We start from the raw sequence: 12359 nt of genomic DNA, 5'->3' as shown, positions 1-12359 counted from the left end.
ATGAGCAAACTCGTCGAGGGCATTAAAGACCGCGTGGTCGCTGCTGCACGCGAGGCCGCGCCCGCCGTGGTGGACGCCGCGCAGAAGGCCGCGACCGCGGCTGCCGAGAAAGTTGCCGAGGCAGTTGCCGATGCCAAGAACGCGGCAGGGGAGACGTCCGTCGCTAGCGAGCCCGTCACTGCCGCTGAGCCCGCAGCCGCCACTGCCGCCCAGGCCCCCGAAGGCGCGATCTTCAACCCCGAGAACGCTCGTGGCAACCTGCACCTGGGCATCGACGTGGGCTCCACCACCGTCAAGCTCGCCGTGCTCAACGACGACAACCAGATCGTCTACGCCAAGTACCAGCGCCACCACACCGACGTCCGCGCTTGTGCCCGCGACCTGTTCGAGGGCGCTGCGACCGTGCTGCCGACGGCCCAGATGACCTGCGCCATTACCGGCTCGGGCGGCCTGCTGCTGTCCCAGTGGCTCGACCTGGAGTTTGTCCAGGAGGTCATCGCCAGCAAGCGTGCCGTCGAGACCCTCATCCCGGCCACCGACGTCGCCATCGAGCTGGGCGGCGAGGACGCCAAGATCATCTACTTCGACAACGGCATCGAGCAGCGCATGAACGGCACCTGCGCCGGCGGCACGGGCGCGTTCATCGACCAGATGGCAACCCTGCTGCACACTGACGCCAGCGGCCTCAACGAGCTCGCGGCCAACGCCACCACCATCTATCCCATCGCCAGCCGCTGCGGCGTTTTTGCCAAGACCGACGTGCAGCCGCTGCTCAACGAGGGCGCCCGCCCCGAGGACGTGGCCGCCTCCATCTTCCAGGCTGTCGTGACCCAGACCATCTCGGGCCTGGCGTGCGGCCGTCCCATCCGCGGCAACGTCGCCTTCCTGGGCGGCCCGCTGCAGTATCTCTCCGAGCTGCGCCACCGCTTCTACCTCACGCTCAATCTGGACGAGGAGCACCGTATCGTGCCCCAAAACGCTCACCTGTTTGTGGCGAGCGGCGCCGCCATGGCGCACGAGTCCAACAAGCTCAGCACGTTCCCGCAGCTCATCGGGGCCATCGATGCCCTGGGTGACACGCAGGGTGCCGAGGTCGAGCGTCTGGATCCGCTCTTTGCCACCGACGAGGACTTTGCCGAGTTCAAGACCCGCCACGACACCGAGGTCGTCCCCAAGGGCAAGCTCGAAGGCTACACCGGACGCGTGTTCATCGGCATCGACGCCGGCTCCACCACCATGAAGGCCGCGCTCGTGGGCGAGGACGGTCAGCTGCTGCACACCTGGTACGGCAACAACAACGGCGACATCCTAGGCACGGCCAAGGTCATCATGGCCGATTTCTACAACCACATCCCCGCCGGCTGCACCATCGGCCACGTGACCACTACGGGCTACGGCGAGGCGCTGCTCATCGAGGCCCTTAAGGCCGATTCCGGCGAGATCGAGACCGTCGCTCACCTGCGCGGCGCCAAGGCGTTCCTGCCCGGCGTCGAGTTTATCCTGGATATCGGCGGCCAGGACATGAAGTGCCTGCGCGTCAAGGACGGCGTCATCGAGCACATCATGCTCAACGAGGCCTGCTCGTCGGGTTGCGGTAGCTTTATCGAGAGCTTCGCCGTCTCTATGAACATGGACGTGCGCGCGTTCGCCGACGCCGCTATCCATGCCAAGGCCCCCGTCGACCTGGGTAGCCGCTGCACGGTCTTTATGAACTCGCGCGTCAAGCAGGCGCAAAAAGAAGGCGCCACAGTGGGCGACATCGCGGCCGGCCTGTCCTATTCCGTCATCAAGAATGCCCTGTTCAAGGTTATTAAGCTGCGCGATCCCAAGGAGATCGGCAGCCAGGTGATCGTTCAGGGCGGCACTTTTATGTCCGATGCCACGCTGCGTGCGTTTGAGCAGCTCACCGGCGTTCACGCCGTGCGCCCCGACATCGCCGGCTGCATGGGTGCCTACGGTGCTGCCCTGCTCGCCCGCGATCGCGCCGGCGCCGATGGCACTTCGACCATCCTTTCGGCCGAGGACATCGCGCACCTCACCGTGACGCAAAAGCATGTCCGCTGCGGCCGTTGCTCCAACAACTGCCAGCTTACCGTCAACGACTTTGGCGGCGGCAGGCGCTTCATTACCGGTAACCGCTGCGAGAAGGGTGCCGGCCACAAAAAGCAAAAGACCGAGGCCCCCAACCTCTTCAAAAAGAAAAACGAGCTGCTCTTTAACCGCGAGGTCCTGAGTCCCGACGAGGCCCCGCGCGGCACCGTGGGTATCCCGCGTGCACTCAACATGTACGAGAACTACCCCTTCTGGCACGCGTTCTTTACGCGCCTGGGCTTTAGCGTGCAGCTGTCCGACCAGTCGAGCAAAAAGACCTACCAGGCGGGCATTGAGTCCATGCCGTCCGAGAGCGTGTGCTACCCGGCCAAGATGAGCCACGGCCACGTTATGAACCTCATCGACCGCGATGTCGACTTCATCTGGATGCCGTGCGTGCGCTGGGAGCGCAAGGAGGATCCGACCGCCGGTAACTGCTACAACTGCCCCATCGTCATGAGCTACCCCACGGCGCTGGCGCTCAACATCGACGAGATTCGCGAGCAGAACATCGAGTTCCTGTATCCGTTTGTGCCCTATCACGACAAGACCGAGCTCAAGCGCCGCCTGTACCAGGTGCTCGCCGTCGACCGTGTGGCCGATGCTGAGGCCGGTCGCGGTCGCGTGCGTGGACCCAAGATCACGCGCTCCGAGGTCGATGCCGCCGTCAACGCTGCCTTTGAGGCCGATGCGCGCTTCCACGAGGATATCCAGACCATGGGCGAGGAGGCTCTTAAGTGGGTCGAGGACCACGGCGGCCACGGCATCGTACTCGCCGGTCGCCCCTACCATAACGACCCCGAGATCAACCACGCCCTGCCCGAGCTTATTTCGAGTTTTGGCTTTGCGGTCTTTACCGAGGATTCGCTTGCGCACCTGGTGAAGCCCGAGCGTCCGATTCGCGTCGTCGACCAGTGGATGTACCACAGCCGCCTGTATGCCGTCGCCCGTTTTGTGACGATGCGCAACGACCTGGACCTGATCCAGCTCAACTCTTTCGGCTGCGGCCTGGACGCTCTGACCACCGACCAGGTGCAGGAGATTCTGGAGGCCAGCGGCAAGATCTACACCGTGCTCAAGATCGACGAGGTGTCCAACCTGGGCGCCGCGCGCATCCGCATCCGCTCGCTCATGGCAGCGCTCAAGGACCAGGAGGCCGAGCGCTTGGCCGAGGCCACGGCCGCGGGCGAGGCCTACGAGCAGGGTGACGCCGCGCCGGTGGCGCCCTCCACGGATGCCCCCGCGTTCGCGAGCCGCAAGTACACGTTTGAGGCCCAGCGTGAGAGCGCGTCGACCGCGTGGCCCAAGGTACCCTTCACCGAGCAGATGCGCGACGAGGGCTACACCATCCTGTGCCCGCAGATGGCGCCGATCCACTTTGATCTGGTCAAAGAGGTGTTCCGTGGTGCCGGCTACAACCTGGAGCTGCTGCCCTCGACTGATCACGATGCCGTCGAGGCCGGTCTGCGCTATGTGAACAATGACATCTGCTATCCGTCGATCCTGGTGACGGGCCAGATCATGGAGGCCATCGAGAGCGGTCGGTACGACCTGTCTAAGACGGCCGTGGTTATCAGCCAGACCGGCGGTGGCTGCCGTGCCACCAACTACATCGCGCTCATTCGCAAGGCCCTGCGCGAGAGCGGCCACCCCGAGATCCCGGTGATCTCGCTTTCGGCCGTGGCGCTCGGCGAGGACAACCCCGGCTTTAAGATTACGCCGGCGCTGCTTAAGCAGGCCGTGTACGCGGTGCTCTTTGGCGACGTGATGATGCAGATGCTCTACCGCTGCCGCCCGTATGAGGCCACGCCCGGCGCCGCCAACGCGCTCTACGAGGAGTACATGGCGCGCGCCCGCAAACTGGCGCCCAAGTTCAACCGCCACAACTACACCAAGCTGTGCCGCGAGGCCATCCGCGCGTTCGACACCATGCCGCTTGCGGGCGAGGGCACCAAGCCGCGCGTGGGCGTGGTCGGCGAGATCCTGGTCAAGTTCCATCCCACGGCCAACAACCACGTGGTCGACGTTATCGAGCGCGAGGGCTGTGAGGCCGTGGTGCCGGGCCTGCTCGACTTCTTCCTGTACTCCATGAGCAACGCCGAGCTGCAGAAGGACGAGCTGGGAAGCTCTGCCACTACGCGCGCTGGTATGCAGGCGCTCATCAAGCTCGTGGACTGGATGCGTACGCCGGTGGAGGAGATGCTCGAAAAGTCCCGCCGCTTCGAGGCACCCGAGCGCATCGGCACCATGGCCGACAAGGCCCGTACGGTGCTTTCGGTGTGCAACAACATGGGCGAAGGCTGGCTGCTCACGGCCGAGATGCTCGACCTGATCGATCACGGTGCGCCCAACATCATCTGCACGCAGCCCTTCGCGTGCCTGCCCAACCACGTGGTGGGCAAGGCCGTGATCAAGGAGCTGCGCCGCCAACATCCCGAGAGCAACATCGTCGCGGTGGACTACGACCCCGGTGCATCCGAGGTCAACCAGCTCAACCGCATTAAGCTCATGATTAGCGTGGCCAAGGAGAACATGCGCGCCGGCAAGGGCTTTAAGCTCGAGAAGGTGGCGCCGCTCGCGATGGACGAGGTCACCGGCCAGATGCGTGCCCATGATGGCTGCGTGAGCTGTGGCTCGGTCGACGAGAGTGCCGTGGCGTCGGTCGCTGAGCGCCTTGGACGCGGCATTAAGAAGTAGCTTGCCTGCTATGGGCTAGATATGAGACAAGCGGGTGGTAGACATATCGGCTACCACCCGTTTTTGCTGGACATGGAACCCTGAGTTAATGAACAGGTGTAGCTGTTCACCGCAAATTACCGTCCGTTTATAGAACCCACCCCCAGCGCGCGTCCTCCTTACGGTTGAATAAATACACATCTATGGAATTACGTAAGAGAGGACCGTCCCATGAGCTACAAGACCGTTTGCGTCGCCGGCGGTGGCGTGCTGGGAAGCCAGATTGCCTTTCAGGCTGCCTACTGCGGCTTTGATGTAACGATTTGGCTGCGCAGCGAGGGCAGCATCGGCCGCACCCAGCCCAAGATCGATCATGTGCGCGAGGAGTACATCGCGGCAATCGAGGGTATGGCGGACGGCACGGGCGAGTGGTGCTCCGGTATCGCCGATAGCGGCAAGCCCTTCGACAAAGAGGCGGCACTCGCCGCCGTTGAGCGCGCCTACTCCACACTCAAGCTAGAGCTCGATCTTGCCAAGGCAGTGGCCGACGCCGATTTGGTCATCGAGTCTATGGCTGAGGATACCCAGGCAAAGATCGACTTCTACAAAAAGCTCGCCCCGGTTCTCCCGCAAAAGACCGTCGTCGTGACCAACTCCTCCACGCTGCTACCGAGCACCTTTGCCAAGTACACTGGCCGCCCCGAGAAGTACCTGTCGCTGCACTTTGCCAACTCCATCTGGAAGAACAACATGACCGAGGTCATGGCTCAGGACCAGACTGACAAGCGCTACTTCGACGAGCTCGTCGACTTCGCCAACGACATTCGCATGCTGGCGCTTCCCGTCAACAAGGAAAAGAACGGCTACCTGCTCAACTCCATGCTGGTGCCGTGGCTGCTTTCGGGCCTGGACCTGTACGTCTCGGGCGTCAGCGACCCCAAGAGCATCGACCTCGCGTGGACGCGCGGCACTGGCGCTCCCAAGGGCCCGTTCCGCGTATTCGACACCGTGGGCATCCAGACGGCGTACAACATCGTTATGCAGTATCAGAAGGTCCCGGGCCTGGTGAGCCCGCTGCTCAAGAAGATGATGATGCCCTACAACTTTAAGGCCATGGCGTCCGTCTTCAAGCAGATGCTCGACGAAGGCAAGCTGGGCGAAAGCTCGGGCGAGGGTTTCTTCAAGTACTAAAAAATGACCTCTCGGGGACGGAGGAAAACGGATCATTTTCGGCCGCCAACAGTGAGAAGATGGACCCAGAAATAGAAAGGAGCGGCAATGGGCCGGCTCGGGCTTTGAGGACAAGCTGCTGCAAGCTCAGGGCGATTTTTCGCTCAATGCGGGCCAGCACAGTGTGACCTATTTGCCAAACGACGATACGGTAACAACCGGTCGCTACCAGGTGCTGCTATACGACAACAACTTTGGTGCGACCGAGCGCTATCCCAAGTTCGACTGGGGCCAGCTGGGCGCCGCGGTGGTGACCGACTACAGCAAGGGAACGCATTCGTTTGGGCGCTTCTTTACGGTGGACGAGGCCGCGCGCACCTACGAGCTTGTGGACCAGATCGCAGTGCCGTTCTCGGGTTATGTGAGCAGTGCGCAGCGCGTCGGCGGTTCGAATAGCACGCTCGTGGCATCGGGCATGGCCAAGACCTTTGCCGAGTACGATCGCTATGGACTGCCCATCGCCGCCTACGAAATGGAAGCCGAGAAGTACATCTACCGCGTGTACAAGTACGAGCTGTAGCGCTGCGCTTAGGTTTGACCAATGGAGTATGAAAACACGCCGTTCGCCGATGCCCCCTCCGCGAGTGGCAGCCATATGGTTTGATGTTAGAAACATATGGCTGTCGCTAGCCTGCTGGCGACGTTCCCCCTGACATCGGAGGTTCCAGGTATGTTTCGCGCTCCGTTAAACAACTATCGGTTGGGCTAACATGGGTCGCCGTGCTATTTCGATAACCCTTGCAGTGGTCTGCCTGTCTGTGCTCCTGGGCGCTACAGGGCTGTTTGCTATAAGCCGAGAAACGTCCTATATGCAGGAATGCGCTTCCGAAGGGTTTGCCATTGACGGTTACTATCGGGACGACAAGACGAGTCTGGAAACCCTGGCCTTTCTTGAAGAGGATAACCATCGGTGGCAACTGGTCGACAAAGACGGCAGCTGCGTTGACGGGCAGTTTAAGCGTACGGATGACCCCAACATCCTGATATTAAAGAAGGAAAACGGCGAAGAATTCGGCACGGTTCACGTTGCATATATATCGCGCCGACGCAATCAAGGGCAGATTTACCTAATTAGAAATACTAAGGTGACCCGATTTTATCTTGTGAGCACCGATCCGGCGTTTACGGTGGAGTCTGGCGAGGTCGATTCGGACAGTTGATTCACGGCAATAAAAAAGCGAGCGGGGCGCGGGTGTGAACTGCACCCCGCTATTTGCTCGTGTCCGTATCGCACCTGCGCCTCGTCGTAACTTGCGTCCGTGCGAGCATTCATCCCGCGCTCTGCATCACTTCACATCGAACTCCACGCGATCGAGTTCGGGTACGTTGAGGTCTATGAGCTTGTGGGCGACGTGGCGGTCGTGCGCCCCGAGTGCCTCGCTTGTCGTCACGTGGGCGACAACCTCGCGCTCGACGACGCCCTCCTCCTCGCCTTCGGTAGCCGAGGTCTCGACGGCGACGGTGTAATCCTTAAAGCCCGGCAGCACCGCGGCAAGTTCGCGCGTAGTTTCGGTGACACCGTAGCCGTCCTGCACGCCGGTCTGCGCCGAGCCAATAGACCCCGCCGTCATAACGATGCAGGGGATGGCAAAGACTACCGTACCCACAATGATGCGGCGGCGCACCTTGCGCGATAGCTCGTCGACCTCGGCATTTTCTTCGGCGGTTACAATGCCGTCGCCGTTGAGGTCGCGCTTGAGCGGCACGCGCAAGATAAGTAATACGGCTTCGGCCGCGAGTGCGATAAAGACCACGTTGATGCCAAACTCGTAAAGCGCCGAGAGAAACAGCGACCCGCTTGCGATGGCGATGCCATAGCCCGCCGCACACAGAGGCGGCATGAGCGCGGTCGCCACGGCCACGCCGGCGATGAGCGTGGCGGGTTCCTGGTCGCGCGAGTTGCCCAGCCCGCCTGCAAAGCCGCCTGCGAGTGCGACGGTAAGGTCCCAGACGGTGGGTGTCGAGTTGTCGATGATGGCGGCCGTGGTGGTGCCAAGGGGCGAGAGCTTAAAGTACAGCGTGGACGTGACCAGGCAAAAGGCCATTTGCAGCGCAAGGCCGGCGACGGCTTCGACGGTAATCTCGCGGTCGAGCGTGGCGATGCCATATGCCATGGCAAGAACCGAGCCCATGAGCGGGCAGATGAGCATGGCGCCCACGATGGCAATGTCCGAGTCGATATCGAGGCCGATGCTTGCGATGAGCATGGCGATGATGAGAATGCACAGGTGCGAGCCGGTCAGACGCGCCCCGTTTACAAAGCGCTTGCGGATCACGTGGTAGGGTGCGCGACCCTCGCGAATGTTGAATGCGCGCTTTAGGAAGCGGGTGGCGTTCTCCGTGGCCTCGCTATGAGCAGGGCGGATGCCGTGGCGCCGGTGATGGCGTTCGCGTAGTCGCTTGATCTGTTGTTTGTCGAGTTCCATGTCCACCTCGTTCCAGCGCGGTCCGCGCAACGCGCCCGTTGTCCTAACTCTACACCGTGGCGGGCGGGGTGTCTGTTGGATGCGGAATCCGATAGGGCGGATGACGCGGGAGCAAATGCAAATCACAGGCTCAATTCCATCCCGCGAGAATATGATGCACCAGTTCCTTCAAATGTGACGAAACTGTGAAGCACGAGAGCGTGAATTTCAAAAAATACGCTGGTCGCCAATGTTGCGCAACAGAATTCAAAAATCGGCAGCTACCGTTTGATACGTATGGATACATCCGTGTCAAAGGGAGAAAGCCATGGCAAACTACAGTCCACAACACTTTGAGCCTCGGGCCAAGACTGTCAACGTCAAGGGCGTTGCTAACCGCGCCGTCGCAACCGTTTTGACGGCGGGCCTCATCGCTCAGCCGCTCATGTCGCCGCTGGCGGCAATCGCCGCACCGTCAACCGATAACGGCGATTCTGTTCAGGGGGGGGGTAGTTCTGTAGAGAATACCGTTGCCGCCGGTAACCAAGCGGTCGTAAAGACGGCTGCCCAGCTGGCCGAGGAGTCGGCAAAGCAGCTCAAGGACGCTCAGGCCGCCTACGATGCCGCCCAGAAGAAGGCCGACGCGGCAGGCCAGTCTCAAAAGCAGGCGCAGCAGCAAAAGAATCAGGCCTTGCAGGCCGTGACCGATAACGCCGCCGAGCAGAACGAGGCCGAGGTAGCCGCGCTTCAGGAGAAGATTGACGAGCTCAAAGCCGCTGTCGAAAAGACCGAGCAGCAGCAGAAGAAGCTGGGCGACCTGAACGATCAGCTCGATCAGGCCAACAAGAGTGTCGAGGACAAGACCCAGGCGCTCAAGGACGCCAAGGCAAAGCAGGATGAGGCCAAGAAGGCCCTCGATGATGCCCAAGCCAAGCTCAAGGCCATGGGTATGGACGAGTACGAGGCCGCCAAGAAGGCCGTCGAGGACGCGCAGGCAAAGCTCGATGACGCCAATAAGGCCGTTACTACTGCACAGGCCAATCTGGACCAGGCCAAGGCTGCCGAGGCCAGCGCCCAGCAGGAAAAGCAGAATACCGAGGCCGCTCTGACTTCCGCCCAGGCCAAGAAGCAGGAGACTGCTGCTGCGCTCGCAACCGCAACCACCGCGCGCGATAACGCCCAGCAGAAGCTCAGCCAGGCGCAGGCCGCGCTCGATGCCGCGACCTCGGGCACGGGTATCGACCTGAACGCGCTCGAGGCTGCCAAGGTCACTGCCGCCAGCGAGCTCGCGACCGCGCAGGCCGCGCTCGATGCCGCGACGACTGCAGACGCCACCGCACAGGCGAACCTGCAGGCTGCGCAGACTACCGTCACCGCCGCGCAGGAGAAGGCCAACGCCGCCAACGCTGCTGTGGCATCTGCCCAGTCTGCATACGATGCGGCAAACAAGGAGTACAAGGACGCGGCCAGTAAGCGTGACGCCGCGAAGACGGCATACGAGCAGGCCCAGCAGACCGAGGCCGACAAGAAGGCTGAGTACGATAAGCTTGTCGAAGTTCGCAAGCAGAAACGCGGCGAGTGGGAGACGGCATGCGCCGCTTCGAACGCCGCGGAAAAGGCTTATGACGCTGCTAATGCCCAGGTTGAGGCTCTTGAGCAGCAGATTGCAGACCTAAAGTCCAACATGACCGTTGACCAGGAAGTCATCAGTCAGGGTATGTTCGGCTTCATGAACTACATCATCGGCGGCACCCAGTTCACAGCAACGCAGAAGTCGAATGCAAGCACTGCCGTATCGATGCTCATGGGGACGACGGATAAACAGGACTGGTATGACAAGTACGTCGATCAGGACATGTCTCGCGACACCAATCCGCTTTCCTTGGAGCAGATGCGCAACGCCCTGACCTACCTCGATACCCAGAACAACCTTCGCAAGGCGAACGGCCAGTCGGAGCTCAGCGTCAGCCTCCGCATGACTGCGGCAGCCGCACTTAATACATCATATTCATCGAACATCTGGGGACACTCGAACTGCTATTTCGATCAAGGTGAGAACCTTGCAGGCGGCGGCGGAGCATACACCGGAGGCGAAACCGAGGATACCCTCGGCTGGCCATATACCGGTCTCTACACCCAGGAGAAAGAGGCATTCGATAAGTACGTTGCACAGTATGGCGACGAACTCGGCAGCCACCGATATGATTCCTACTATATCTACCAGCACTACAACAGCATCTACCATGAGTGCGGACACTATCTCAACATCATCGATGCCGGTGCGAAGGCTATCGGCATCGCAACCGGTAGCGGTAAGAACACCGATTCCGAGGTAACCATTTTCGACTATAGTGGAAGCACGGGGCAGAAGGACTTCACTGTCTCCGAGTTCAAGAAGCTCGTCACCGACTATATCGATTCCGCCTACAATGCAGGCGGCACTCAGGAGCAGAAGGAGCAGCTGAAGCAGCTTCAGAATAAGTTGGCAGAGGCACAGAAGAACTTCGGGACTGCCGGAACGGCTTATTCTAACGCATTGGATAAGCAAGAAAGCGCACGCGACGCCTATACCGCGGCCGACACGAACGTGAACACCGCCAAGGGTGAGTACGAGAAGGCCAAGTCCGGCACCGCCGCCGCGAAGACGGCATACGACGCCGCGAAGGACGCACTCGGCGGAATCGACATCGAGTCCCTCAAGCAGAACCTCGATGCCGCCAAGTCCGAGGCCGCTACTGCCCAGGCAGCTCTCGATAAGGCAAACGCCACGCTTGCTGACAGCAAGACGAAGGCAGCCGAGGCCGCTGCTCACAAGGCGAAGGCTCGCAGCGCCCGCGACGCCGCCAAGACAAAGTCCGATAAGGCCAACGAGGCGTATGACAATGCCACGGCTTCGGTCAAGGACCTTGCCGCCAAGCGCGATGCCGCCCAGGCGGACCTTGCGAATAAGCAGGGCTCGCTTGACGAGGCAAAGAAGGCCGACGATGCCGCCCAGGCTGGTGTAGACAAGGCCCAGGCCGCAGATGTCCAGGCCGCGACTGCTCTTTCGGACGCCAAGCAGGCGGTTGCCGCCAAGGCGCAGGCTGTGTCCGGCGCGCAGGCCAAGGCCAAGGCTGCCGAGGGCGAACTGGCCCGCGCAAACAAGGCCTTCGAGCGCTTCGCCGGCGCCCAGAAGGCGGTCGACGACGCCAAGGCCGCCTATGACGCTGCCGTCGCCGGTGTCACCGATGCCCAGAAGCAGCTCGAGGCCGCCAACGAGGCCGTCGTCGATGCGAACCTCGATATCTTCAAGGCCAAGGCCGAGCTTGCCAACGACGAGGCACTCAAGGCCGATCTTGAGGCTGTCGACCACAAGGCATCCCTTGCCGCGGGCACGACGGGCAACGAGAAGCTGGTCAAGCTGAATGCTGCCTACGCTCGCTATAAGGCCGCCGTCGATGCCGCCGCTGGTCTCAAGGCTGCCCTGGGCGATGCCGATGCCAAGCTGTCCGATGCCAACGACGCCTATGCCGCCGCGCTTGCCGAGTTTGGCGATGCCAAGGATGCCCTGGCTGCCGCTCAGGCCGAGTACGACAAGTATCATCCCAAGGCTGAGCCGCAGGCCAAGGCTCAGGTTGCGCAGGCTGCTGCAAAGGCTCCTGTCGCCAAGAAGAAGGCAACGTCGGCCGCGCTCGCCCAGACTGGCGACAATTCCGCTCTTGCGGGCGAGGTGTTCGTCATCGGCGGTATCACCCTCGTGGCCGCTGGTGTGACGCTGAGCGATCGTCGTCGCAAGCAGATGTAGCGTTTCGAGCGTAGTTTCTGCAACGAACTTCAATTCATAACGGGACCGTCTCGTTAGCCAAACGATAAGGCCGGCGCGCTGTTAAACGCAGCGCGCCGGCCTTTCTTTGTTTCGATATCAAAAAGCCCGGTCGGCAGCCGCAAAAGCTACCGACCGGGCAAGCCGTAGGCAAT

The 12359-nt window shown here is 61.5% G+C and carries 5 protein-coding genes and 1 pseudogene; 5 read left to right on the top strand and 1 reads right to left on the bottom strand.

What is annotated here, in order from left to right:
* The 4 genes and pseudogenes from AAAX72_RS02235 (at position 1) to AAAX72_RS02220 (ending at position 7157) form a co-directional block, all read left to right on the top strand.
* Positions 1-4788: an acyl-CoA dehydratase activase-related protein gene (locus AAAX72_RS02235; protein WP_349128847.1), complete on the top strand. Its 4788-nt coding sequence runs from the start codon at positions 1-3 to the stop codon at positions 4786-4788.
* A gap of 210 nt (positions 4789-4998) precedes the next feature.
* Entirely contained in the window at positions 4999-5958 is a 960-nt protein-coding gene (locus AAAX72_RS02230) for a 3-hydroxyacyl-CoA dehydrogenase (RefSeq protein WP_349128846.1), read from the top strand.
* 91 nt (positions 5959-6049) lie between these two features.
* A pseudogene (locus tag AAAX72_RS02225) lies at positions 6050-6517 on the top strand (aryl-sulfate sulfotransferase); the annotation flags it as partial.
* Positions 6518-6707: 190 nt separating this feature from the next.
* Complete coding sequence (locus AAAX72_RS02220; RefSeq protein WP_349128845.1) at positions 6708-7157, top strand: hypothetical protein; 450 nt, start codon at positions 6708-6710, stop codon at positions 7155-7157.
* 126 nt (positions 7158-7283) lie between these two features.
* On the opposite strand, the gene AAAX72_RS02215 is transcribed toward AAAX72_RS02220, so the two are convergent.
* A complete protein-coding gene (locus tag AAAX72_RS02215) occupies positions 7284-8423 on the bottom strand; it encodes a DUF389 domain-containing protein (RefSeq protein WP_349128844.1) in 1140 nt (379 codons plus the stop codon).
* 307 nt (positions 8424-8730) lie between these two features.
* On the opposite strand from AAAX72_RS02215, the gene AAAX72_RS02210 reads away from it, so the two are divergent.
* On the top strand, positions 8731-12186 hold the full coding sequence (locus AAAX72_RS02210; protein WP_349128843.1) for a CAP domain-containing protein: 3456 nt from the start codon (positions 8731-8733) through the stop codon (positions 12184-12186).
* Positions 12187-12359 lie beyond the last annotated feature (173 nt).

Source organism: Collinsella sp. CLA-ER-H8, assembly GCF_040092335.1.
In the GTDB taxonomy this organism is placed as follows: Bacteria; Actinomycetota; Coriobacteriia; order Coriobacteriales; family Coriobacteriaceae; genus Collinsella.
Note: the sequence above shows the minus strand (reverse complement) of the source record. Positions and strands in the feature narration are given on the sequence as shown.

What these genes read in the sequence shown, in the direction of transcription:
- AAAX72_RS02230 (WP_349128846.1), top strand. Translation starts at nt 4,999, where the DNA reads ATGAGCTACAAGACCGTTTGCGTCGCCGGCGGTGGCGTGCTGGGAAGC.
- AAAX72_RS02215 (WP_349128844.1), bottom strand. Translation starts at nt 8,423, where the DNA reads ATGGAACTCGACAAACAACAGATCAAGCGACTACGCGAACGCCATCAC.
- AAAX72_RS02210 (WP_349128843.1), top strand. Translation starts at nt 8,731, where the DNA reads ATGGCAAACTACAGTCCACAACACTTTGAGCCTCGGGCCAAGACTGTC.
- AAAX72_RS02235 (WP_349128847.1), top strand. Translation starts at nt 1, where the DNA reads ATGAGCAAACTCGTCGAGGGCATTAAAGACCGCGTGGTCGCTGCTGCA.
- AAAX72_RS02220 (WP_349128845.1), top strand. Translation starts at nt 6,708, where the DNA reads ATGGGTCGCCGTGCTATTTCGATAACCCTTGCAGTGGTCTGCCTGTCT.